Here is a 24,861-nt window from a genome sequence, read left to right on the forward strand (position 1 = left end):
CGTACTACAGGGAAGTAGAGTTTCCGTCCCCTTGCGGGGAAGTGGTTTGAAAGACGTGTTCAGGGGCGCTTACTACGTCTACATGGGGGTGTTTCCGTCCCCTTGCGGGGAAGTGGTTTGAAAGGATTGATGAGCGCTACAGCCAGTATGCTGACCAGCGGTTTCCGTCCCCTTGCGGGGAAGTGGTTTGAAAGGGCTCTTGTCGATGGCGACTACCGCTGTGTGCGGTACAAGTTTCCGTCCCCTTGCGGGAAAGTGATTTGAAAGACTACGGGCTTGATAGTGTTTGCAGCGGGTTTATCAATTGTTTCCGTCCCCTTGCGGGGAAGTGGTTTGAAAGACCCCTGCTCTGAATAAAGCTTTAGAGCAGGTTCTAGAGGGGTAAAACCACGGATAGGCAAACCTTGCCCTGTCTTACCCCACAAACCACAAAAATAGATTTAACGAATAGCCTGTCATCCTTACGGGCCAAGCTATCCACGGAAGTAAATAAAACTATGCGGTTTTCAAGGTTCTGCCGACCTATGGCGGTCAGCCATATTTGCCAACAGTAACCCAGATTTTTCAGCGTACAATAACTTTCCTAACCCATTCCCCGCAAGGGGACGGAAACTCCATGATCAGGTTGTGACGGTATTGATATGGAGCTGCTTTCCTAATCCATTCCCCGCAAGGGGACGGAAACTTTCATGGTTTTAACCTCCAGAGTGAATAGTCAACTTTCCTAACCCATTCCCCGCAAGGGGACGGAAACAAGTTATGGGTGATATTAGAATCGAAGACATACTGTGTCTTTCCTAACCCATTCCCCGCAAGGGGACGGAAACGATTAAGCGAGTGAGCTTTATAAGCATCAAACTCTAGCCACTTTCCTAACTCATTCCCCGCAAGGGGACGGAAACTCCATGATCAGGTTGTGACGGTATTGATATGGAGCTGCTTTCCTAATCCATTCCCCGCAAGGGGACGGAAGCTTTCATGGTTTTAACCTCCAGAGTGAATAGTCAACTTTCCCAACCCATTCCCCGCAAGGGGACGGAAACCTTTAGATGTCATATACGGCAATATAGAATCCATCTTGACCCTTTCCTAACCCATTCCCCGCAAGGGGACGGAAACAGATAGTAGCTAAACTCCGACCGACGGTTATCGCGAACAGCTTTCCTAACCCATTCCCCGCAAGAGGACGGAAATGGGAGCTTGACTTTTCCGTAATCGTTGTATTTCGGTTGCCTTTCCTAACCCAATGCCCGCAAGGGGACGGAAACATGGCGATATCGTCTCCGAAGGAAAGCACCATTGAGTCCTTTCCTAACCCATTCCCCGCAAAGGGACGGAAATCCCTAACACGGCTGACCAGGCTGCGTCATCGTCTGCTGCCTTTCCTAACCTATTCCCCGCAAGGGGACGGAAACTCTAAAGCCGCCTCAGCCGCCTCAGCCGCCTCAGCAGCTTTCCTAACCCATTCCTTGCAAGGGGACGGGAACCCAACTGAGCGACAGTATGAACAGCGCTATCTTTCAACAGTCTTTTCTAACCTATTCCCCGCAGAGGGACAGGAACTGCCCTCACGAGCAGCAATGTCCAAGTCAATGTGAGACTTTTCTAACCTATTCCCCGCAAGGGGACGGAAACTCTGAGTTCTCAACGTTGCGCCAGAACTCGGCCTTAACTTTCCTACTCATTCCCTGCAAGGGGACGGAAACGATTACACCAGCTCGATTTCTGGATGTTCACAGGTTGCAGCTTTGTTAACCCATTCCCCACAAGGGGACGGAAACAATAATTGGGATACGAGCAAAACGGGAAACTGGCGATCGCGAGAACTAGCTTTCCTAACCCATTCCCCGCAAGGGGACAGGAACAGTTTTCTTTACCTCTAGAGAACTGTTATCTCCATCAAGACTTAGTCAAACCTGGCATCTGACCCTCAATTGGGGCAAAGTTTTCAATCGACCCTTTGAGACCTCCACAAGAGGCAGACTATTGCTCTTATTTAACTTTCTGCCAGAGCAAGCTGAAAAGATTATCCAAGATTTAGTGGGTTTTGTTTAAGCAATGCGGGAGCTTCTGGAGTTTCCACCAAAAACTGCTTAGGCATCCCCCCTCAGCGATCGCCGCGCTAGCTTGCTATGGGTCTTTGCTGTCTCATAGGGAATGCTCAGATCTTCAGCAATGGTTTGCAGCGAGTCGCCCAGCTCTCGCCGTGCCAAAACCGTCGCCCAGGTTTCCGCCGAGTCTTGGGCGCGGGTGCCTCCAGTGCGCTTCTTTTGGTTGACAAAATAGGTCGTCAGTTCCTCGATGCGATCGGCTAGCAGCCTTTGGGCTGCAGGCACTGGCTGAGGCTCAGCCTGGCTCAAGTGCCAGCCCAAGCGCGTTTGCCCCAGGCCAAAGGTTGTCCACAAAACAAATCGCAGCTACTAATCCCTTGCCATTCAACAGCTTGATGCTTTGTTGGAAATCTGCAACATCAGAATGAATTACCAAGAAGCAAAAACCTTTTGTCAAGATAGATACTGGTTAATAAAAATTCTTGTCAGAATACCACTAGCACAAGCTACAAGGGTTATAGCAGAGCAGGGTTAGAGTCAGAATGTACGCTTACTAAGAATTCCATAGACAATGCCTAATAAAAAAAGAAGTTTTAATATTGGATTATTTGTAGTATTTTCTATCTCAACCATTATTGTAATAAGCTTTTGGTTTCTACCTCTTAACGCAAATAGTCGCAATTTATTAGTCCTCAGACGGCCCAACTTCAGAGCAGCCGACTTCAGTGGAGCCAACCTCAGCGGAGCTAACTTCAGAAGGGCCAACCTCAGAGGGGCTGACCTCAGAGGAGCCGACCTTAGAGGGGCCGATTTCAGAAGGGCCTACTTCAGAGTGGCCGACCTCAGTCGGGCCAACCTCAGTGGAGCTAACTTCAGAAGGGCTGACGTCAGCGATGTCATCCTCTGCGAAGCCAACCTCAACAAAGCAGACCTCAGAGGGGTCAACCTCAGAGCCAACCTCTTCGGGGCCAACCTCAGCGAGGCCAACCTCAGCGGGGCCGACCTCAGCACGGCCGACATCAGAGAGGTCAACCTCAGCGGGGCCAATCTCGAAAACATCAAATGGGACGATGAGACACGATGGCCAGACCCAACGGAAGTTGCCAAAGCTAAAAACATCCCTGAAGCCTTAAAGCAGCAGCTAGGAATTATAGATACATCCCCTGCACGGGGTTGAGTGAGTAATCGTTCAGAAAGTTACGCTAAGGCTGTACAACTTTGTCAGCAAGGCATAGAGGCTCCTATGCCCTTAACGACAAATAGCCTGGCTCATCAGCTAGGCTTATTACTAAAAATGGGTGAAATCAGCCGCTTGGACGGAGGTTGAACTACTTTTCTAAAAATGTGCCTCCAATAAAATTATCTGGTGAAAAATCTAAGGCTCTAACCCTCATGCTGCTGTTGATCAGTTGCCTGCGCGCAATTAGCCGATCTGACTTACCCCGCCCCTGTACCCATAGGATGCTCTGATGTAGCTGAGTGGTGATTGTCCAGCACAGTCTTAAACAAATTTTGGAACGTTTCACGAAAGAGCTGCCAAGAGGGGCTTTGCTGCTGCTCTGTGGCGCGGGGCAGCTACTCCAGGACTTAGAGTAGTTTCACTTCTTGGCAAGCTCGATAGGCCTGTTGGCTTTGGGCCTAGCATAGCGGCTCAAAGCCGTGTGTCGATTGCACGTCGCTCTTGAAGAGGGGCAGAACCATATAGTGAGATCGCGGATCTTGCCAGGTGCTTTTTTGCTAGCAAACGCGCCTGGCAACGGCCAAGGCGCAAGAAACTATGGAGCCTAAAGGAATTTTACGTAGTCAATCGTAAACCTAGTATAAAGAAAATATCTTGCTGCTTGAGTAATTCAGTAAAAACTCGTAGGTTTTGACTGATGATTAATTCAGACTAAAGCAGCTTGTCTTGGCTGAGCAAGCCGTATTGATCCAGCTAGAACAACGTGGAGCCTCGTGTTCTGTGGGGTAACCGAACTCTTCTCCGAAATTGAAACCTGATCCCTGAGGAGAAGAGGTGATTGCTTGTGTTTGAACATAAATCGCTCCTGGTTCACCCTGCACCGTTGCCGTCTAAACCTACTTTAGGCCCACGTACTCCCGATCTACTCCGGGTTCTGCTCACTTCTTAGTTTTATACCAGGAGATTTATGTTTGACCCCGTGCTTAACCTTTCTGACCTCGACGGCAGCAACGGCTTTGTAATTAACGGCATTGATGCGTTTGACCAGTCGGGCCTCTCTGTCAGCAATGCAGGGGATATTAACGGCGATGGCATCGACGATCTGCTCATTGGGGCAAACCTAGCGGACCCCAATGGCAACTATGCGGCTGGCGAGAGCTATGTGGTGTTTGGTGGGGCCGGTGTGGGCAGTGAGGGCAGCCTTAATCTCTCTGACCTCAACGGCAGCAACGGCTTTGTGATCAATGGCATTAATGAGGAGGACAACTTAGGCACCTCCGTCAGCAGTGCGGGGGACATCAATGGTGATGGTATCGACGACCTGATCATTGGGGCACACGTAGCAGACCCCAATGGCAACAGTTTGGCTGGCGCGAGTTATGTGGTGTTTGGTGGGGCCGATGTGGGTAGCAGTGGCAGCCTCAATCTCTCTGACCTCAACGGCAGCAACAGCTTTGTCATCAATGGCATTGATATGTTTGACAACTCTGGCCTCTCTGTCAGCAGTGCGGGGGACATCAACAACGATGGTATCGACGACCTGCTCATTGGGGCATATGGAGCAGACCCCAATGGCAACAATGTGGCCGGCGAGAGCTATGTGGTGTTTGGTGGAGCCAGTGTGGGTAGCAGTGGCAGCCTTAATCTCTCTGACCTCAACGGTAGCAACGGCTTTGTGATCAATGGCATTGATGTGTTTGACTTCTCAGGCTACTCCGTCAGTAGTGCAGGTGATATCAATGGTGACAATATCGACGACCTGATCATTGGGGCAAACCTAGCGGACCCCAATGGCAACGGTAATGCTGGTGAGAGCTATGTGGTGTTTGGTGGGCCCAGTGTGGGCAGTGGGGGTAGCCTCGACCTCGCTGCCCTCAACGGCAGCGACGGCTTTGTGATTAACGGCATTGATGTGGGTGACAACTCAGGCCTCTCTGTCAGCAGTGCAGGGGATATCAACGGCGATGGCATCGACGACCTGATCATTGGGGCACCCTCAGCAGACCCCAATGGCAACGGTGATGCTGGCGAGAGCTATGTGGTGTTTGGTGGGGCCGGTGTGGGCAGTGGGGGCAGCCTCAATCTCTCTGACCTCAACGGCAGCAATGGCTTTGTGATTAACGGCATTGATGTGGGTGACAACTCAGGCTTCTCTGTCAGCAGTGCGGGGGACATCAATGGTGACAGCATCGACGACCTAGTCATTGGGGCAATCCGGGCAGACCCCAATGGCAACGGTGATGCTGGCGAGAGCTATGTGGTGTTTGGTGGGGCCGGTGTGGGCGCTGGGGGCAGCCTCAATCTCTCTGACCTCAACGGCAGCAACGGCTTTGTGATCAATGGCATTGATGTGTTTGACCTCTCAGGCTATTCCGTCAGCAGTGCAGGCGACATCAATAGTGACAGCATCGATGACCTAGTCATTGGGGGAGCCGCAGCAGACCCCAATGGCAACAGTGATGCCGGCGAGAGCTATGTGGTGTTTGGCCGGGCCAACAATGTGGGCAAAACCATTAACGGCAGCACCGGCAAGGACACGCTCATCGGCACCGCAGGCAACGATACCCTGAACGGCGGCAATGGTGCTGACCGTCTGGTGGGCGGTGCTGGGGGCGATGGCTTAACTGGGGAAAATGGGGCTGACACGTTTGCCATCTCCGGCTTGAGTGACTCGCTGTTGAGCAACTTTGACCGTATCACTGACTTGAAAATCGGCACCGATGTGATTGATGGTCCTACTGCTGTCAGTGCGGCCAACGTGGCAGAGCTAGGTGCCGTTGCCTCTCTGAATCAGGCGGGTATCAGTGCCGTGCTGACGGCGGATGCTTTTGGGGCCAATCGAGCAGCGACCTTTAGCTTGGGCTCTCGCACTTTTGTCGCCTTGAACAACAACACGGCTGGATTTCAGGAGGCTGGCGATGCCGTAGTTGAGATTACTGGGTTTAGCGGCAGTTTGACCAGTTTGGCTATTGCCTAATTTTCACGTCAACTCAGTGAGGTGCGATCTCACTGAGTTTTGCCGCTCTGTCATTATGTACAGTGCGATCCGCCTCATCTACCCACCTGTGAAAGCCTGTTAGCCTTCCAATAATGGTTGGCAATGCTATTCAGCTGTGACTGGTTGCGGCGCGGGGCAGCTACTCCTGATACTAATTCTTCCCCAACACCTGCCAAAACCGCCTCGACTACTGCATTAGCCGCCTCGATCCACCTCAACAGCACCCTCAACTTGAACCCTAATCCCTGCTTTAGCTGCTTTCAAAGAAAGTAGGAAAATACGTCTCTTCGTCACCTGATATGACGTCAAAAGAGAGGTCAGGCTGCGTTGCAAGAATAGCCCCACCGTTGGGGAGCTGTCCCTTAAATCAGCATGTATTTATGCCTAATCTAGGCCAGCTTCGCCTATTCTGGACGAGACTGGTTACGGTCAAGCTCGACTTATGCGTCTTCCGCCTTTCAAAATTCCAAATCGGTTAGCAATCGCCTTTCTGGTCGGTTTACTCCTGGTGCAATTCCTGGGTCTGGCGGTTTGGTGGGTGAGTTGGCCCTCGTTAAGCCCGACGACGCTGTCGTTTGTGGTGCCGTTAGATGAAGTGGTAGCCTGGCAACGGCTAGTTGCCGACTTTAATGAACAAAACCCCGACATTCGCCTGGAACTCGTTCAGGGGGATTACAACACTGACCAAGCCAAAGCGATTTATAGCGCCGATCTCAGCAGTGGTAGCCCACAGTATGACCTGGTGTATATGGATGTGGTATGGCTCCCCTGGTTTGCCAGCAAAGGGTGGCTGCAAGATTTGTCGGACTTGTTACCTGAAGAGGAATTAGCGAAATTTCTACCGAGTGAACTGGCAGCAGGACGCTATCAGGACACTCTGTATCGGCTCCCGTTTAAGGCCGACTTGGGGCTGCTGTTCTACAACAAGGCGCTCATGGTCGAACTGGGAATAGAACCCGCCCAAACATTTGAAGAATTGATGACCCAATCCCAACAAGCACAGGCCCAGAATCTGGTTTCGTGGGGCTATCTCTGGCAGGGACGCAGCTATGAGGGGCTGGTGGTAAATTTTGTCGAAGTATTAGCGGGCTATGGCGGCTTTTGGATTGAGCCGAGCACAGGAACCGTAGGGTTGGATCAGGAGGAGGCAATCGCCGCTGCCACCTTTTTAGCGGACACAATTCGTCAGGGCGTCTCCCCTCAATTGGTGACCAGCTACGGCGAAACGGAGTCCTTCAGTCAGTTTTTGGCAGGACAAAGCCTATTCGTACGAAACTGGCCCAACTTCTGGAAACGAGCAAATCAGGATGATTCGCTGTTAGCGGGACAGGTGGATCTAGCTTCGGTGGTCGCGGCGGCTGGTCGCGCTCCCCAAGGCTGTCGCGGTGGGTGGGGCTTTGGCATTGCCCAAAATACGGCTCATCCCAAGGAAGCGAGACGGGCGATCGCATTTCTTACCAGTGCCGCTGCCCAGGAGCAGTTTGTCCTCGATTTGGCCCATCTGCCTAGCCGTACTGACCTATACACTGAGCCCAAAATTGTGGCTCAGTATCCCTTCTTTCCTGAGGTCCTGGAGGCACTAGAGAGTAATTCCGTCTTTCGTCCCCAAATTCCCCAATACGATCAGGCCTCTAAAATTCTGCAGGTCCACCTCACGAAGGTCTTGGGAGGGGGTGCCACTGCCGAAGACGCGATGCGGGCAGCGGCACTGGAAACGGGGGAATTGTTGGCAGCTCCGTAGAGGCGATGTCAGGTTGAGGAAACTCGCTTCATTACCCATGCCTGCCCCGTTTCTAGGAACGGTCGCGCGTCTTGCTGCTGTACCCAGCGCCAGCCCAGCACCCCATGCAAGAGCAGCAGGGCAATGTTGAGTCCCATCAGCCATTGCATCCAGAGTTGATCGGTGTTCTGTCCGGGTCTCACGGGCTTGGCATCGAGCCGTCGCAAAATCTCCTGGACATTGAGCGGCCGCTGTCCGGGAAAGGGGGCCATTAGGTCGTCGATCAACTCGGCGAACCAATGATCGACGTGAGGGGCAGACTCGCGCCAGTTTAGGGCACCCGTCGCTTCATCGGTTTCCAAATCGACCGGATGTTGTCCGGTCAGGAGGTGAACCAGCGATCGCCCTAGGGCATAAAAGTCCGACTGAGGTACGGCTTTGCCGTTGATCTGCTCCAGGGGGGTGTAGCCAGGGGAAACGATGCTGGTAATATCCCGCTGACCACCGATTTTCGCCAAGTAGGTATTTGACATCTGGCGAACGGTACCGAAGTCAATCAGGGCCAGTTGTCCTTGGGGTCGCAGCATCAAGTTGGAGAGCTTAATATCCCGATGGAACAGCTCCGTTTGGTGAATCAGGGCCAAAATTTTACTAGCCTGCCGTAGCCACTCCTGCGCCAGGGTTTGATCGACGGGGCCATGCTTTGCCAACCACTGCTCCAGCGTCAGCCCCGCAATTTTTTCCATCACTAAGCAAGCCAGCGATTGGCCTTCAGATGTTGTGACGGTAAAGTAGCCATCAGGCGCGATCCGAGGAATGCCGGGATTGTCGAGCCGTTGGAGAGTTTGGGCTTCCCGCTCAAATAAGGGCTGCAATTTAGGCTGCTTGAGTACCTTCATAACTTTTAGCCCGTCCTGATCCGCCACCTCGAAGATATCGGTCGGGAGCCAGTCATCTAACTCTCGCAGGGGACGCAGTAGACGATATCGATTACAAACTACCAGCTCCGTCCCACAGGCCGCGCACTTGGTTGACGCGTCGGACTGCTGCCGTTGAGGGCATTTGGGGTTGATGCAGTAGCTCATGACTACGCCTCACGGGACATGCGCTCGCGCACGTACTCCATCACGACGGGCCGCAGCGTGAAGCCCGCCGCGCTTTTTTCGACCAGCGACCGCCGTACCAGTGAGCCCAACGGCTGCAAGATATTCGGCGTGAGTTCCTGCTGCAATCGCCCTACATCAACGGGGTGCCGAATTCTTGCCAGGGTATAGAGCAGCTCTTGCTCCGCCGCTGATAATCGTTGGAACTGCTGCTCAATCAAAAAGCTTACGTCGCTGGTAATCAGGGTAATCCGCTGCTTCAAAAAGTTGCTGACGCTGCCGCTAAACAAGTCGCGGATGTTGGAGGCGACAATCTTCAGCACTAGGGGATTGCCGCGATAGATGCGGATTAACTGCCCCCACTGCTTTTCGTCCGATAGATTCGCCTCTTGCAGAATGCCTGCAGCAGCAGGTCCGAGGCCAGGCAGCTCGAGCGAGCGCACTGGGCGACTGGGCCCATCCAGCATGACGATTTCCTTGGTTGACTCCCGGCTAGTGATCAGAATACAGCTCTGGTGCTGTTCTTCGCCGAGCCGTCGCAGCAGTTCCCCATAGTTTTCGTAGCCGTCCCGGTAATGTCCGGCAAAGTCCCCTTCGCGCAAAATTGTGTCCAGGTTATCGAGCACAATTAGGCATCGATGAGTGCGCAGATACTCCATCAGGCCACAGAGCTGGTTGTGTAAGTCCCCTTCGGGCACCCCTTGCAGACTAGGAAACTGTGTTAACCAGTGGTGCAGCATCGTTGCCAGCGGCGGCGCATGGCGCAAAGATTGCCAGATCAAGCACTCAAACTGGTTCTGGATTTGCTCTGCCAGTTTTACCAGCAGGCTAGTTTTACCGATGCCGCTCTGCCCCAAGACCATGACCATGCGGCAGGCATGGGGCTCAGTGGTCCAGGTTTGTAGCGTCTTCAGTTCGTCTTCCCGCCCATAAAATACAGGCACATGCGGTACCTGCGACCAGTTGATTTCTAACCGCGCTGACTCATAGCCTGCCGCGGCTAACCAGTCCCCTACATTCCGCCAGCTTTCCAATGTATTCAGGTCACGCTGGGTCAATACTTCGACATAGCGGTAGAGCGTGTTGCTCAGACTGACCTCAACGGTTTTAGGCGCAGTAAAGCGCTGGCCCGCAATCTCGGTTGGACTGTAGCGGCAAAGCAATCCCCGCAAGAGTTCCCGTTCTACCGCTGTTAAGGACGGCTGCTTATGAGGGGCAATCTCTTGTTTGGCAATCGCTAAATCAGCGTACAATTTTTCCAGGTCCCAGTGGGTCTGCGCTTCCTGGAAGAGATCGTGCTCAGCAGCCATGGGCTAGAGAAATAGTGTTTTTTTCACCGTTTGTGCCTTTTAGCATAGCAGCCACTAGGAAAATTGCAGCCCGAAAATGCAGTGCTAAATCACGATTCATACCCCAATTCATAATGCAACTTATAGTCTGCATAACCCTTGTTTTGCCTAAGATTTAAGCAGTTGAGGTGAAACAACTGAAATGACACCTTAACTGTCATTACCACCAAACTCATATGGAGAGCATTGCAAAGTTTCTGGAAGCCCAGTCAACTTCCACATCAGGCTCACAGAACCGCTACTACGGTGGTGGCGGGGGGGTAATCAACGGTCTGTTGATGCCATCGCTTTGCCAAAACCTCTTGAAAACCTGTAAAGTCAGACAGTTCGAGCAATTTGAAAAGTGAACTGCATGACATCTATAAATTCCTGATTCGATTCACAGGAGAAAGATTCGGAATGTTTAACCTTAAAAGCTTTCAGAAGGTGCAACCCCTCAATCCCTTCTATCCTGGCTTGTTGGCGCAAACAAAAGGCTATGTCGAGCAGGCTATCAACCCGAATCGACGGGGACGAGTGCGCTACCAGTCGACTTACTGGTTTGGGATTTGTGCCGATGCGCGATCGCTACCGCCCGGCACGGAGGTTACTGTCCTCGGTCGGCGAGGCAACACACTGCTTGTGCAACCCATCGTTTCCTAACGTCACTAGCTGTCCTCAGGGGTACTGGTTTCCTAACAGGATATAAACGGTTAGAACCTTTTCCAGACAAGCCTTTCAGATTTTATCTGCATAAATTTGAGTTTGTTTTCCCTAAATACTGATGAGCCCACCTGAACAAAACCCGGAGTAAGTCCATGGTGTTCACCCGTTGCAAACCGCCCTCCCCCAAAGATCGAACTACCCTATTGATCTGGCTGCTGGTCATCGTGCTCGGGACCTGGACCGGAGGACGCATTTATCGTCAGTATTCTGCTGACGTCTCGCTTCCCCATTCGATTCGCGAAATCTTGCCCTATTACAAACACCTCAATATTGGGCAGGAGTACTTCACACAGCAGGAATACGATCGCGCGGAGTTGGCTTTTCGAGACGCAACTGAAGCCAACCCCAATCGAGCTCAGGGACACTTTTGGCTAGGCCAAGCATTGTCGGAACAGGGTCAATTTCTAAAAGCCGAGGAAGTCCTTAAACAGGCCATTGCCTTAGATGCTGAGTTAGAGGGAGCCCACAGCGCCTTGAGTAACGCGATCGCAGAGCAAGGCCGATACGAAGAAGCGATTCAGCGCGCCCGCATTGCCATTGAACAATTCCTTACCGATGCTAACGCCTACACGGTTTTAGGCTTTGCCCTGGCACAACAGGGTCAGTACGAGGCAGCGATCGCCGCCGGCCAAAAGGCGCTAGAGCTTGACCCAACTCAGGCAGGTGCCCACAACTCATGGGGCGTCGCTCTACTTAACCAGAGTAAGTTGGACGCCGCTAAAGATCGATTCGAGCGGGCGCTGGAGCCATCCCCCGACATGGCTGGGGTGCACTACAACCTGGGACTGTTGCTGTATCAGCAGAAAAACTATGAGGCCGCGATCGCCGAATTTGAAGAGGCCATTGCAATCAATTCTTTCTTCCCCAAGGCCTATACCTAATTGGGTTGGGTACTGGCTCAACTAGAGCGCTACGACGAGGCCATGATTAACCACGAGGAAGCCCAACATCTTGACCCTGACAATGCCTTTTTACATTGGAGCAAGGCGTTCACGTTACTCCAGCAAGGTAAACGAGAAGCGGCGGTTGACACTCTAGAAACTGCCAGAGAACTAGCCAAAGCTCAAAATCAAACCGACCTCCTGGCCGAAATAGAACATTTATTAGCTGAATTGGCTGGGTTAACCCTTACCTCCTACACAAGAAGTTGACCAGGTTTATCCTATGCACACCTTGTACAAACTCTCACTTTTGCCCCTGTTGCTAACCACTGGCAATGGTTTAATCGCCAGCCCACGCTGATTTCCATCGGCTCAAACGCCCTAACAAGTCGCTCAGGCTAGTGATGATATTCGCTTATTAGCTTTCAAACATGACCGTTATCAGGCTACGGCTGTCTGACTCTCACGAGTTGATCTGATTGCTTTGGTAAACGCACTTTATCCCTCAGGATGTCTCCTTATGTCTAATTTTGACGTGAACCCCGCTGAGGTGAATACTGCTCTAGATGCTGCATCCGGTTTACCAGGCAGTTCTCTTAATTTCAGTCGGGATATATTCAGCCAACCGCTGCACCCGTCAGCCACTGCCCTTGACAGCCCGCATCATCCACTGCTGCATCCGGACAATACTAGTGATGGCACATTCGCTCAACTTGATCCGCTGACGGGCTTATCGTCAAACAGAAGTACGTTCGGTGGTGTTTATGGCGATGAGTTTGAGAGTGGTATTGCGCCGATTGACTACACAGTACATCTTGCAGGCAGAGCACTCGATGCCGTCGATCAGGTAGTTGAATCGAGTGCACCAGTTATTAAGAAAGTTGTTGGTGATGCTGTAACGCAGATCGCTGAAGCCGTTCACGATTCCATTGATATCGCTCAGAAGAATTGGAATGCATCCGATAACGAGTTGCATAACACTTTAAACAACCGCGTCAGTCAGGCAATAGGCTTCCTTAAGAAAAAGATTGGTGACCTCTCTGCTGACCCAGACGTAAAAGAAGCAGTTGATATTACGACTTACTTAGGGCGCACTGTTGCAGAGAAGGCTAAGAATTTTGTTGAGATCTCTCAATCTGCAACTGAAGCTTGGGGCGATAAAGTTTTTGACTCTACGTATGTTGATCAATCTGTCGACGCAAAAGTTGATACAAACCTAGCGAATCGAGGCAGTTTCAGCTCACCTTTTGTTGGTGTAATTGACGTCGGCTTTGAGTCTCAAGACCACGGTGCAACAGTGGTAGACACTATCCAGCAATCGAGTCAACGCTTCCCAGATTGGCTGGATGATAGCGTCGGAACAGGGCGATGGGCGGAATCGCTGATCCAGTTTGTCGATCAGTCGAAGTCTAGTGGACGTTCTGGTGCGATCGTCAATCTCAGCTTTGATTTGACTCAAATTAACCCGGATGGCAGTGTCTCAACTCGCTATGAGTTGACTGCTGAGGAAAGAGAGGCTTTGCAGTACGCCCAAGCAAATAGGGTGCTAGTTGTTGCTTCGGCAGGCAATCAGGGTGAAGCCATGTCTGCTTTAGGGCAGGCATCTCATGAGTTCGACAATGTGATTGCCGTAGGGGCCGCTGAGGGAGGACAACGAGCGGCATATTCTAGCTATGGAGCAGGGTTAGACTTTGTTGCCTCTGGTCAGGGAAGAGAAGCAATGGGGACATCTCTAGCAGCGGCTAGGGTGACAGGAGCGATCGCCAAAATTTGGGATGCAAACCCACAGTTGGACTATCGCCAAGTCGTCCAATCACTGGAGTCAACCGCGATCGATTTACAGAAGCCAGGACGGGATTCTGAGACGGGCTATGGTCAGTTAAATACCTCAGCCGCGATCGATTTGGCTGAAGACCTCACTTCTCAACCCCAGCTACTTTCAAATTCCCAACTTCAAAATACTATTGAGAGGGATCAAGCTGGTCAAGTCTTGCATAACGCCATCTTTGAACGTGACAGCTTAATTGGGCAGAAATCGAATGGTGTCATCCCCAGTGAACGACCGAATAGACTACTAGAGGGTGACGGAATTCAACCTGAATCCGCTTCTAACGTTGCGAACTCACCTTCGTTTGGATCATCATCCCTAGATCACCTGCTGAAGTATGAGCCTGGAGGGCCGTTGCAGTACGACGAACACGTGAAACAGTGGCAGCAGCGCATGAGCGATCGAGGTTGGAACATTACTGTTGATGGCCTTTACGGTTCACAAAGTGCCCAAATCGCCCGTCAGTTTCAGCAAGAAAAGGGACTGGCTGTAGATGGAATTGTCGGTCCAGATACCTGGGCAGCAACCTTCGACACCAACAATGTCACGAACTCACCTTCGTCTGGATCAGCATCCCTAGATCATCTGCTGAAGTATGAGCCTGGAGGACCGTTGCAGTATGACGAGCAGGTAAAGCAATGGCAACAGCGCATGAGCGATCGAGGTTGGAACATTGCGGTAGATGGTTTCTATGGGCCACAGAGCGCAGCAGTTGCCAGTCAATTTCAACAGGAGAAAGGACTCGATGTTGATGGAATTGTGGGATCACAAACCTGGGCAGCGACTTTTGACACAACCAACGTCACAGGCTCATTTTCTCCAGAATCTTCCTTTATCCCTGCACTATCCAGTACTTCTGCAAACAACGCTGCTCAGTCCCTAATCGGTGTGGCTCAATCTTACATTGGGGTGCGAGAGCAAGGATACAACAGTGGAGCACAAGTCGAGGCGTTCCAGCGGGCTGTAGATGGGGTAGCTCAAAATGAAGCATGGTGCATGAGCTTTGCACAATATTGCATCAAAGCAGTTGAAAAGGCAGCTCAAGCAGATTCACCAATCGTACAGTCTGAGCACTGCCTTACGGTTTGGAAAAACTCTCCCGACAACCTGAGAAGCTCTACTCCAAAACCCGGTAGTCTTGTAATTTGGCAGCATGGAAACTCATCGAGTGGTCATGTGGGCATTGTTGAGTCAGTCAATGCTGATGGCACTTTTATCACCGTCGAAGGCAATACGAATGATGGTTCTGGTGTAACTCGTGAAGGAATTGGTGTTTTTCGTCGGCAGCGTGACCTAAACGGTTCAGGAGAGATGCGCGTTGTCGGTTTTCTGAATGTATTTCCAGATAAGCAACTGTCACCTAGCACCGCTAGCGTCATGCCATTGACTGAAAAATCCTCAAATCCAGGGCTTGCGCTGGCTTCAGATTTATCCTCCACAGGGGAATTGCTGAAGTATGAAGCAGGCTCACCCATGCGGGGCGATCACGTGAGAACATGGCAAGAACTTTTGAATAAGCAGGGCTATGGAATTCAGGTTGATGGTGCATTCGGCGCAAAAACCGATGCGGCAATCCGTGAGTTTCAAAGATCTCAGAATCTTGCAGCAGACGGCATTGTTGGACCTAACACACAAGAAGCTGCCCGTAAAGCCGCTTCATTAAGTCAGACTGAAGGCTTGTCTCTAATTCCTGGTATAGGGGATGTATTCAACACACCTACTGAGCCTGCCAACTCTAATCCAGCAACATCAACTCCGACCAGTCCCTCATTCTTTGATGGAAACGTTACTCTTAATGGTGACTCTAAGCTAGTAACCTTAAAGCGCTATAGCGAGGATGGAAGCCTTCAAGCAATTGATCCAAACCAGGAAACAGTTGTTGTCGTTCATGGTTGGAAAGGGAGTGGGCAGGATGAGAACATCCAAGAAATAGCTAGGGAAGCGAGTCGTCAGGGGGTTCAGGTATTAACTCTAGATTGGGGTAGTATTGCCCAAGCAGGATTAGACGATGTGCCAAGTGTTCCTTTAACAGATTGGGATGTTCCTGAAATTCTTCCGCCTTATAACACCGCAGAATGGATTGCTCCGGTTGGTGAATGGGCATACAATAAACTGCACCAACTCGGTTTTGATCCTAATCAACTAACGCTGGTTGGACACAGTTTAGGCACTTATGTCAGTGCCGAACTTGCTGCACAGTTTGACGATGACAAAGTCAAAAATTTGGTTGCGCTTGATCCGGCATTTCCAGCGAATAACATGGTGCTTGGAGGATACGATGTTGACGGTAGAACATCGGAACAAAATTTACCTAGAGTCTTTCGCAATGTAGCAGATAATTCGCTATCTTTTGTTGCTAAAAATGCTCCGCTGACAGTTGAGCGAGTCGGAGACGCGGATACGCTTGTTGAAGATCAGGGCATTGGCGGCTTCGCTGGTGATAGCGATCAAGCTGCTACAGCCGATAACTCTTTTGTTGTTGATTTTCCGGAGGGAGAGGCAAGCAGTGCTCACACTTATGTGGTTGATGCATTCATTGATGCATTGGAACATGATTATCTAACAGTGCCTGATCTGACGCTGCCCTATCACCTGGACAACTGGTATAGCGACAATGGTAACAAGCAAACTGTATTTAATAGCTGGTTGCCTGATGGAGTGAAAGGAGCGTTTGATTTGAATCATCACGAAGGCAGAATCTCTGCGGACGCAGCAGGCGAGATTCAGAAAATGGTGCGGGTTGTTGATGATTCGGGCACAGAAGAATCAGCTTGGACTTGATAGGGTAGTCATTGTTTACCTTGCACCTATACGATTGCTATTTTCGTAGATCAGGTTGAAAAACGACAGGCTACCAAGGATTGTGCAATGCGATCGCCATTACTCAAAGTGAACTGGAGAAATTCAGCATGTGTTTTAAACGTGCATAGGTGTAAATCACAAATTGCTAGTTTTGAAAGTGCGATCGCAGCATAACAAATCGCTGAACCGGAACGGAGCATGGGTTGTCTGCTAAGTTGCAAAGGTTATTGCCAACCGCCTGCAATCAACCTATTGACTGAAATATCGATTTTGGATGGGCAGAATGATACTGCTGGGAGGTAGTTGAGGTGACTATTGATAAGCCGAGCGCTCAAGGGACTTAACCTGCTGAAGACTTATGGGTTGAGTAGTTGCCTGCGCTTGCAATTAGCCAATCTAGCTTACCCCACGCCTGTACTCACGAAAGAGCTACCAAGACATGCTGTGATGCTGCTTTGTGGCGCGGGGCAACTAACCGCTCAGCACCTGCTAAGGTGCTGAACCATAATCACTAACAATACGGCTAGCTCCACAGCAACAGCATGGCGACCTCACCCTCTACCGATACAAATGCACCGATGAGGCTATACCGAAGACTTGGGTGAAGGAGTCTTCTTAACGCTGATGCTCATACCGCCCGGGGAGTTTATGGTGGGCGCTCCTGTAGGGTGGGGCTGGCTCGGATTTTGAACCTTTACCTCCATGTAGAGGAGGCGGGGGGTGAACCTGGTTCTCCACAGCCTCCCGACTTAGAGAGCCTTGGCCTTTTAGATAACTCGGCAGAAGGTCATCGGCAGTAGATGCAGTGCCTGGGTGGATGGCTGCGCAGTTGGGGCAGTTCATTGCTGAGTAGTTCAACGGCAAGCGCCGGGATTAGCTCAATGACGATGAGCTAATCTCGCTGCCGTATCAGCTCCAGGCGTTAGAGGGAAGTTATCTCTCTTTTGTTACTCTCGCTGGAGAATAGCTGAAATGACGGAGATTCGTTCCGAATGGTTCGGGTAAATTGATAAAAAATGAGATTAAACAACATAATTTTCATTCCCCTTCCGAAGTAATTAAAGAGGGATTAGATACCTTGCTGATAAATTTTTATCAGTACTTAAAGAGCAATCTGTATAAAAGTAGCAACCAGAGTAGAAGTAAATCAGTAAAGCTGAGACGCTACTCTGATTGTCAACGTAGCAAAAATAACACTCATGGGGCATTTCCATCTGGTTAATGAGTGGTTTTTACAAGAATTTATGAATTTAAAAGTATTTTTCGAGGAATAGTAATCCTTCAAATAGAATGAAGGGGCTTTCTCAGGCTTATAGGAATAACACCCATGACCGATAGTGCAGGTGCTCCAGAAAGCTCATCTACCCAATACAGTTTGCCGGGAACAGAAAATCTTCCACAAGTGGAGCCTGGTGCAAGTGCTTGGTTCCGCTGTCCTACTCCAACTGTTGTTTCTTACGAAAGAGTTACGAAACGACTTCAAGGCAAAACTGACTCATACCCTGAAATTGGTTCACCAGAAGAACAAAAAGAGCTTGAAGAAATTCGTCAGTTTACCGCAAACGCTGAAGACGCTAATGCTCTTAACCAGAACTCTCTAAGCGCTTTCTTAACGAATCGTCTTTTGTATCTCCTCCACCTGCCGGGGCTGTTCTAAGTCAACGCACAGATACTAACAGTCCTATTATTCGTAACGGGCTTGAGTTGGCATACCTGTTTCAATCAGAGACCCCTGGAATATGGCATCGCCATATCTTGAACTTCATTCTTGCTCCAGAACCTGAGTCTAGCTTAGGCTTAAGGCTATCACCTCCTCGTCATGCTCTCATCTGGGCTACGCTTGATGTGGCGATCCATAGTGCTCTTATGGCTGCATGGCACTACAAGTGGGTAGCAGTAGAAGCAGATGGCACACAGCTTGACCGGGTTGCGTTTCGTCGCCGTCCTGCTGAAGCTGACCCAAGCTTAGAGATTGTCTACGATTTCATTAGTAGTGATGAGACCAAAGATGGCAGTCTCACAAGAGGAGCGAAACGATCAGAGCCGCAACCTTCGACAGGAACTCCCCGCCATCCTGCTTACCCGCCTGGGCATAGCACCTATTCGGCAGCGGCAAGTTATGTACTTGGCTGCTTCCTGCCGGAGTTCAAGGAGGATTTTGATAAGCTTGCTGACAACATTGGTGAAGCCCGCATATGGGGTGGGGTTCACTGGCGTAGTGATCACGATTTTGGTCAGCTTGTAGGCAGAACCGTAGGAGAACTGGTAATAAGGCAGCTTAATAAGTCCGGGATCGTGGTTTGCCCAGAGCCAAATCCAGATGTACCAGCGCGGGACGAATCAGAGGCAGCAGCTAAACAGTTTGATAGCAACAGCGGACAAGCTGATAATAACTTCTGTAGCGGTGTAGATTGCCCAACACAGCCTGAAGTTATTCAGAACCTCTAAAGAGTTTCTACAAGCTCAATAACTTTCTCTCCTCGTTAGCCCTTCTGCTTAAAAAGTTAAAGGGGAGGGAAAGTTATATAAATAACAATTGAATCTTGAAAACATAACTGCTCTCTCTTTTGTTACTCTCGCTGGAGAATAGCTGGAATGACGGAGATTCCTTAGCTATTAGGCCACCTTCTGCGATCTCTCCCTCCGGACTACTGAATTTGCTCAGGCGCTACGACTTTTGTCCCCGTACTGAAACTAGGGCCTAACGTGCATAAACCTAGGGGCCACGAGAACTATTTACTAATAGAGGTTTTTAACAGCCTCTAGTCTAATTACTTAATAGCAAGGAGAATGCTATACCTCTCAACATATCGCGAACTAGAAATTCAAAGGATCCTCAAGCTCCGCCAACGGTTAAAAATGTCCAAGCTTGGCTGAACCGAAAGGGCAGCCGTTTGAAAGTAGACGGAGTTTTTGGGTTGAAAAGCGAGCGAGCAGTGAAATCGTTTCAATCTCGGTCTAGTCTCAAGGCCGATGGCGTTGTAGGCCCTAAAACTTGGGCAGTTTTGTCAAAGGTAGGTTCTTCACCATCTCTTGGAACACCCTCTACCAAAAAAACGGGCAAGGCGATCGCGGCGATCGCATACAAAGTAGTCACAGGAGGCTACCGAGGAGGCAAAAAGCCGACCTATAAGTTTGGTGCTGAAAATACCCTGTATTGGCCCGATCTAGTTAGTCGAACTGATTGCTCCGAATTGGTACAGATTTGTGTTTCATCTCTGCTCAAGAATTCCTGGGTTGATGGTTCTCGCTTTCAATATGCTGCTACTCGCAAAATCAGCGTTCAGCAAGCGATGAAAACCCCAGGGGCGTTACTGTTTGTCTCTAGCAATGGTAAGCCTAGCGGTATACACCATGTGGCGATTTCCCTGGGTGACGGTCGAACAGCTGAAGCGCGATCAACCCGCAGCGGGGTCGGTGTGTTTAAAACCGGCATTCTCTTCAATTTTGCAGGTTTGGTTCCCGGACTAAAATATTAGAAGAATAGCATCATGAATGACGAAGTTTTTGTTGAAGAGCTGACAGAATTAGAACTGGAGCAAGCTTTTGCAGAGGTGGAAGAGGTTGATCCTTCTCTACCTGATGAAATCGACGGTGTTCCGTTTGCAATTTCTGGTGATTTTGAAGACACAGGTGATGAGCCTGAGGAAAACCCTGAGACACCGCCTTTTAATATTGAAGCAGCCTTGGAAGGGGTTACTTTCGAAGAGTAGCTTGATAGCCTTTCATGACCCTCATCTTTTTGATCTATGGCTCATAATGTCTTCATTTGACTTCAAATAGCTTAAAGGCTCTTCAGTGTTGGAGAGCCTTTGAAACCCAACTTTAGGCATAATTCGAGACGGCCTAATAATGATATCCTCCCCTGTAATAGTTTAATCTGAGGCGGTTCGCTCCAGGTAGCGAGCTGCGACCGTACTTTAACTCAAGTAACGTTTAAATAAGCTTTTCGCAATCGCCAATCCTGAATTTACCGTAGGACGGGCACTGCCCACTAACTCTCTTTGCATAAATCATTGATTTTAGAAAACTACTGATTGACAGCGGGCGCAACCTTAAACCTGTCCCTGCTGACACCACTACTTCCAGAGTGATTTTGATGATTCTCAAACGATGGATAGTATTGCCGCTGGTCATGCTGATGCTGACCCGCCACCTCTACCGACTCTGCTCTAGTAGATGAAACAGCCCTAAGCTAGAGCAGGCCGAAGACGACCACAGCGTGATGGTTACCTAACATGGTCAAACCATCGACTTAGCTGAAGGCTGGGAAGATGCCCAAATCTGCGTCGAATTTGCCGTCGATGATGTGCGGTGCTACGAGAACGAAGCAGAACTGGCAGAGGATGCGTATAGAATCATCGCTAATGGGTGTTCGCAGCTCCCGCGCCGTCCTTTTCGGTATGCCTGTATTTGGGACTAGATCAATTACCAAGGCTGCCGCCTACAGTGGCAAGATAAAGGGGAGAAACTGCTTCTAAGAGGATGCTTTAAAGGGGTCGGATTGAGGATCAAAAGCCACCTGTACAGATCACATCGTTCCTTAAAACCCTCATTCCTTCGTAGAAGTTCCTCAGTAGTTAAGGTAGTTCAAGTTACTCCAGAGGACTTTTCAAACACTCTCTCAAAGTGTTGCAAGAGTTTTCATCTACTAAATTAGCTCTCTCCGGCTTAGGAACCGGTGCCATAATCTGGGGAGAAACCTTCTTCTCATCTGTTATGGAACCTCTAACTGCGGCGGCCCTGGCGACTTTGCTGATCACCAAAATGGTTGAGAAATTGGGAGAATCCCTAGGCGAAAAGATTCCTGACCTGGGAGACAAAGTTTGGGAGCAGGTGACCAAGCTAAAAGGCTTGATGAAGGCCAAGTCTCCTGAAACAGTGGCTGTACTGGAGGCGGCTGAAAGTGCCCTAGTGTTAATAGACAGTCAGCCCGAGGTCTTTGGTTTGCCCGTCTTAACCGAGAAGGTGGAAGCCTTAGCTATAGCAGACCCTGACATCGCAGCCTTAATTGATGGGTTGGACGCTGAGGTGCGCCCTCAGCTGCCTGCGGCTTTTCAGGAAAAGGTGGTGCAGCAGGTGTTGTTAAAAGGCATCAAAGGGAAATCCCTCAAAGCGACCGATCTGAGTCAGACAGCCGACGCATCCGCTACAAGGGCAAGTCAGGAAATACTAGTCGATGTGGACTTTGAAGGAGATATTGATATAAGCAATGCCAACCAAAAGGCCTAGAGGAGAGCTCCAAAACGTCTCGCAAGGTTGTGATGGCAGAATCAGACTTGCCCCATTCGTCGACTAAACCTGCTCAAAAGGCCTTTGAGAATGTCAACGCAGGGCGCGATATCAAGGCTGATATCCGTCAGGAAAGCAACATCCGCATTGAAGAAAGCGCTGTTGGTAGCGCCATTGTCTCCGGTGATGGCAATACCATCTACGTCATTCACCAGACAACTGAGCAGCGGCCTGATTCGAGTCGAGCTGATACCGCTGTGTCCATTGGCCCTAATCCCTATAAAGGGCTCGCGGCCTTTAACGAGAACGATGCGGATCGCTACTTTGGCCGAGAAGGGCAAGTGAATCGGCTCTGGCAACGGTTTTGGGATTTAGTCGAGCAATCGGGCCGGGCTGATACCGTACCACGCTTCTTGCCAATTTTAGGGCCATCAGGCTGTGGGAAGTCATCCCTGGCGCGGGCTGGGTTTATTCCGGAACTGGCGAGAAGGCCCCTGCCTGGCAAAGAAGGGATGCGGGTGGCGGTGTTGGTACCGGGCACTCATCCGGTGGAAGCCCTGGCGGGGGTACTGGCGAAAGTTGCTACCCAAGACCCGATGCCGGTCACCAAAACACGAGAGTTTACCACTGAACTAAATCTACCAACTGCCGCCGGACTTTATGACGGTATGCGACGGATTGCCGATCTGATGCCCCAGATCAAAGACTCCCCGCTGGTAGTTCTGGTAGACCAATTCGAGGAAATTTACTCGCTTTGCAAAGACACAGATGAACGCCAAGTGTTTGTTGAAAATCTGCTCTGTGCTGCTAGTGACCCCACTGGCAACGTGTCGGTGATTATCACCCTACGTAGTGACTTTTTAGGAGAAACCCAGCGTCACCCTGTGCTCAATCAGGTGATTGGCTCAGACCAGAGCGTGATTGTGCCTGCGATGACGGAAGCCGAGCTGCGTCGCGCCATTGCCGAGCCAGCCAAGCAGGCCGGACATCCTCTGGATGAAGCGATAGTCGATCTATTAGTGAAGGATACTGAAGGGCGAGAAGGAGCACTGCCGCTGCTGCAATTTGCCCTGACGCGGATTTGGGAAGGGCTGGGTGAGGGTACCCCCCCGGCAGAAACCTATCGGCAAATGGGTGGCGTGGGCGGTGCCCTGGCAGGGAAGGCTCAGGAAATCTACGACAAGCTGCCTGAGGCCGAAAAAGACATTGCCCGACGAATCTTTATCGGGCTGGTGCAGCTGGGCGAAGGCACTCGCGATACGCGACGGCGAGCTGCCATAGAGAACCTGATGGCCAGCCAGGACAGGCCAGAAACATGGCAACAAGTGCTCGATCGCTTTTCCTCCCCAGGGGCAAGACTGATCACGCTTTCGAGTCAAGCCAATCAAGAAATCGCCGAAGTTAGCCATGAAGCCCTATTTAGGCATTGGCAACAATTGAACGATTGGCTCGATAGCAGCCGGGATGACATTCGTTTTGAGCGACGCCTGGAGGCGGCTGCCCAGTATTGGCAAGACCAGAGACGACCCGCAGGTTTGTTGTGGCAGCGCCCAGATCTCGATTTACTGCGCGACTACCACAAACGGTTACGCCACCAGATGATAGCCCTACAGCTTGAGTTCTTTCAGGCAGCGGTTGGGCGAGAGACTCGGCAAAAGATTCTCCTGGGGGGAGCCGTCAGCGCATTAGCCGTCTTAGCGGCGGGTATGACGTGGTTTGGCATCCAGGCTCATCAATCTGGGCAGCGAGCCCTGGCCCGTCAGCTAGCCGCTCAGGCAGAACAATTACTCAATGCAACCAGTGCGACACAAAATGAAGCCGGTGCCCTCCTATCGGTCAAATCCCTTGCCCCCCATAAGACGTGGCAAAAAGAATCTGGAGATGTGAATCAAGCCTTGCGTCGTGCGCTGAACACCTCACTATCCCTCGCCACCTTCAACCACGATGCCGAGGTCTTGGCGGTGAACTTTAGCGCCGATGGCACGCGGGTGGCCACCGCGAGTAGTGACAAGACGGCGCGAATACATTGGCTAGGGTCCCGTGACTTGGCCGAGCAAGTCTGTCTGAGATTGAGCCGAAATCTGACAGCCGCAGAATGGACAAACTATGTTCAGACCGATTTGACCAACTACAGCCTGACCTGTCCTCAGTTGCCGGTGCACTCCACCCTGATTGAGGAAGCTAGACAACACGCTGAAACAGGCAATGTTCAAGCAGCGACTGCATTGTTACGCAGAGTCCTTAAGCTGGATCGTGATGCGGGTCAAACGGTAGATATTGACCCTTCAACTGAGATTTTGGAGCAAGACCCAAAAACCGTTGCTTTGAAGTTTTCAGCTGTGAGTGTGGTGAGAGAGGCTGAGAACCTGGCTCGAGAAGGCAAGCTCAAGCAGGCCATCTCCCGTTATCAAAAAGCGCTTTCCCTAAATTCTGAAATTGACCTCAATCCGGCTACTGAGGATATCATTGAGGACGATTCTGAAGCAGTCGCTAATGCGATCCATGATGCAGCCACTCAATCTACAGGAAGTGGGCAATCTGATTAATTGAATTTTGGGTCTGATCTTGGCACTAGTACTCGACGGCACAATTGACATCACTATCTAGACCGTTGAACTTTAGGCTGAGCAGCCTGTCCATGAGCTAACCGATTGGGATATTTACGCCCTTGAGTACTAGTCGGGTTGCTCATCCCCTAACTTTCGATTGAGGGCAGAGCAAAACAAAGCCCCTAGCGATCGCCAGGGGCAGATGTGAAATTCCATCGCCAGGGGCAGATGTGAAATTCCATTTACGCCAAATAGCTTACCCCTGCTACCGCTCTCACCGCCCAGGGCACCATAGGCCGACAGCGGGCGCGTGCCATATCTAGATGCAATAAACCCCCACCGGCACCGGCCCGTGGGGGTTTTGTTTTGGGCACCATAGCCTGGTCGAGTGGATGTTGCTATGTACTCTGCTGATTGGGCGATGTATGCCGGGACCAACACGCTAGGAGCAGACCTGTTCTGG

At 50.7% G+C, this 24,861-nt stretch carries 17 protein-coding genes and 1 pseudogene; 14 read left to right on the top strand and 4 right to left on the bottom strand.

Going from position 1 to position 24,861, the window contains the following annotated elements:
• Nucleotides 1-2,093: 2,093 nt before the first annotated feature.
• Nucleotides 2,094-2,405 carry a hypothetical protein gene (locus NC979_RS24230; protein WP_190522531.1) on the bottom strand — a complete coding sequence of 104 codons (312 nt, stop codon included), beginning with the start codon at nt 2,403-2,405 and terminating at the stop codon, nt 2,094-2,096.
• A 217-nt stretch (nt 2,406-2,622) separates the two neighbouring features.
• Here NC979_RS24230 and NC979_RS25465 point away from each other — a divergent pair.
• The 4 genes and pseudogenes from NC979_RS25465 to NC979_RS24245 form a co-directional block, all read left to right on the top strand.
• Nucleotides 2,623-2,859: pseudogene (locus tag NC979_RS25465) on the top strand (pentapeptide repeat-containing protein); the annotation flags it as partial.
• Nucleotides 2,860-2,883: 24 nt separating this feature from the next.
• Nucleotides 2,884-3,228 (top strand): pentapeptide repeat-containing protein, encoded by a 345-nt coding sequence (locus NC979_RS24235; protein WP_347403967.1) that lies wholly within the window; start codon nt 2,884-2,886, stop codon nt 3,226-3,228.
• A 970-nt stretch (nt 3,229-4,198) separates the two neighbouring features.
• Nucleotides 4,199-6,208 (top strand): beta strand repeat-containing protein, encoded by a 2,010-nt coding sequence (locus NC979_RS24240; RefSeq protein WP_190522535.1) that lies wholly within the window; start codon nt 4,199-4,201, stop codon nt 6,206-6,208.
• Between the two features lie 463 nt (nt 6,209-6,671).
• The gene (locus NC979_RS24245) at nt 6,672-7,970 is read left to right on the top strand and encodes an ABC transporter substrate-binding protein (protein WP_190522537.1); all 1,299 of its coding nucleotides are present in this window, start codon (nt 6,672-6,674) and stop codon (nt 7,968-7,970) included.
• Nucleotides 7,971-7,978: 8 nt separating this feature from the next.
• Here NC979_RS24245 and NC979_RS24250 read toward each other — a convergent pair whose 3' ends face one another.
• Nucleotides 7,979-9,034, bottom strand: a complete 1,056-nt coding sequence (locus NC979_RS24250; RefSeq protein ID WP_190522539.1) for a serine/threonine-protein kinase — start codon at nt 9,032-9,034, stop codon at nt 7,979-7,981.
• Between the two features lie 2 nt (nt 9,035-9,036).
• Complete coding sequence (locus tag NC979_RS24255; RefSeq protein ID WP_190522541.1) at nt 9,037-10,362, bottom strand: AAA family ATPase; 1,326 nt, start codon at nt 10,360-10,362, stop codon at nt 9,037-9,039.
• 438 nt (nt 10,363-10,800) lie between these two features.
• Between NC979_RS24255 and NC979_RS24260 the strand changes: the two genes are divergently transcribed.
• From NC979_RS24260 to NC979_RS24305, 10 genes are all read left to right on the top strand, one after another.
• The gene (locus NC979_RS24260) at nt 10,801-11,043 is read left to right on the top strand and encodes an NfeD family protein (protein WP_190522543.1); all 243 of its coding nucleotides are present in this window, start codon (nt 10,801-10,803) and stop codon (nt 11,041-11,043) included.
• 155 nt (nt 11,044-11,198) lie between these two features.
• Nucleotides 11,199-11,987: a tetratricopeptide repeat protein gene (locus tag NC979_RS24265; RefSeq protein ID WP_190522545.1), complete on the top strand. Its 789-nt coding sequence runs from the start codon at nt 11,199-11,201 to the stop codon at nt 11,985-11,987.
• Nucleotides 11,988-12,029: 42 nt separating this feature from the next.
• Nucleotides 12,030-12,257, top strand: coding sequence for a hypothetical protein (locus NC979_RS24270; RefSeq protein WP_190522547.1), 228 nt, complete (start codon nt 12,030-12,032; stop codon nt 12,255-12,257).
• Between the two features lie 250 nt (nt 12,258-12,507).
• Nucleotides 12,508-16,596, top strand: a complete 4,089-nt coding sequence (locus NC979_RS24275) for an alpha/beta fold hydrolase (RefSeq protein WP_199308981.1) — start codon at nt 12,508-12,510, stop codon at nt 16,594-16,596.
• Nucleotides 16,597-17,944: 1,348 nt separating this feature from the next.
• Nucleotides 17,945-18,274: a hypothetical protein gene (locus NC979_RS24280; RefSeq protein WP_190522549.1), complete on the top strand. Its 330-nt coding sequence runs from the start codon at nt 17,945-17,947 to the stop codon at nt 18,272-18,274.
• Nucleotides 18,275-18,483: 209 nt separating this feature from the next.
• The gene (locus NC979_RS24285) at nt 18,484-19,065 is read left to right on the top strand and encodes a phosphatase PAP2 family protein (protein ID WP_190522551.1); all 582 of its coding nucleotides are present in this window, start codon (nt 18,484-18,486) and stop codon (nt 19,063-19,065) included.
• A 359-nt stretch (nt 19,066-19,424) separates the two neighbouring features.
• The gene (locus NC979_RS24290; protein ID WP_347403970.1) at nt 19,425-20,096 is read left to right on the top strand and encodes a C40 family peptidase; all 672 of its coding nucleotides are present in this window, start codon (nt 19,425-19,427) and stop codon (nt 20,094-20,096) included.
• A 12-nt stretch (nt 20,097-20,108) separates the two neighbouring features.
• Nucleotides 20,109-20,330, top strand: coding sequence for a hypothetical protein (locus NC979_RS24295; RefSeq protein WP_190522553.1), 222 nt, complete (start codon nt 20,109-20,111; stop codon nt 20,328-20,330).
• Between the two features lie 1,006 nt (nt 20,331-21,336).
• The gene (locus tag NC979_RS24300; protein WP_190522554.1) at nt 21,337-21,849 is read left to right on the top strand and encodes a hypothetical protein; all 513 of its coding nucleotides are present in this window, start codon (nt 21,337-21,339) and stop codon (nt 21,847-21,849) included.
• 32 nt (nt 21,850-21,881) lie between these two features.
• Nucleotides 21,882-24,395 carry an ATP-binding protein gene (locus tag NC979_RS24305; RefSeq protein WP_190522556.1) on the top strand — a complete coding sequence of 838 codons (2,514 nt, stop codon included), beginning with the start codon at nt 21,882-21,884 and terminating at the stop codon, nt 24,393-24,395.
• Nucleotides 24,396-24,524: 129 nt separating this feature from the next.
• Here the strand turns inward: NC979_RS24305 and NC979_RS24310 are convergent.
• The coding region (locus NC979_RS24310) for a hypothetical protein (protein ID WP_206755272.1) at nt 24,525-24,861 on the bottom strand (337 nt) is incomplete at its 5' end.

The sequence above is a fragment of the Leptolyngbya subtilissima AS-A7 genome, from assembly GCF_039962255.1.
GTDB lineage: Bacteria > Cyanobacteriota > Cyanobacteriia > Phormidesmidales > Phormidesmidaceae > Nodosilinea.

Excerpts from the sequence above, each read along its gene's own strand:
- NC979_RS24240 (WP_190522535.1), top strand. The coding sequence starts at position 4,199 with ATGTTTGACCCCGTGCTTAACCTTTCTGACCTCGACGGCAGCAACGGC.
- NC979_RS24245 (WP_190522537.1), top strand. The coding sequence starts at position 6,672 with ATGCGTCTTCCGCCTTTCAAAATTCCAAATCGGTTAGCAATCGCCTTT.
- NC979_RS24250 (WP_190522539.1), bottom strand. The coding sequence starts at position 9,034 with ATGAGCTACTGCATCAACCCCAAATGCCCTCAACGGCAGCAGTCCGAC.
- NC979_RS24255 (WP_190522541.1), bottom strand. The coding sequence starts at position 10,362 with ATGGCTGCTGAGCACGATCTCTTCCAGGAAGCGCAGACCCACTGGGAC.
- NC979_RS24260 (WP_190522543.1), top strand. The coding sequence starts at position 10,801 with ATGTTTAACCTTAAAAGCTTTCAGAAGGTGCAACCCCTCAATCCCTTC.
- NC979_RS24265 (WP_190522545.1), top strand. The coding sequence starts at position 11,199 with ATGGTGTTCACCCGTTGCAAACCGCCCTCCCCCAAAGATCGAACTACC.
- NC979_RS24270 (WP_190522547.1), top strand. The coding sequence starts at position 12,030 with ATGATTAACCACGAGGAAGCCCAACATCTTGACCCTGACAATGCCTTT.
- NC979_RS24275 (WP_199308981.1), top strand. The coding sequence starts at position 12,508 with ATGTCTAATTTTGACGTGAACCCCGCTGAGGTGAATACTGCTCTAGAT.
- NC979_RS24280 (WP_190522549.1), top strand. The coding sequence starts at position 17,945 with ATGACCGATAGTGCAGGTGCTCCAGAAAGCTCATCTACCCAATACAGT.
- NC979_RS24285 (WP_190522551.1), top strand. The coding sequence starts at position 18,484 with ATGGCTGCATGGCACTACAAGTGGGTAGCAGTAGAAGCAGATGGCACA.
- NC979_RS24295 (WP_190522553.1), top strand. The coding sequence starts at position 20,109 with ATGAATGACGAAGTTTTTGTTGAAGAGCTGACAGAATTAGAACTGGAG.
- NC979_RS24300 (WP_190522554.1), top strand. The coding sequence starts at position 21,337 with ATGGAACCTCTAACTGCGGCGGCCCTGGCGACTTTGCTGATCACCAAA.
- NC979_RS24305 (WP_190522556.1), top strand. The coding sequence starts at position 21,882 with ATGGCAGAATCAGACTTGCCCCATTCGTCGACTAAACCTGCTCAAAAG.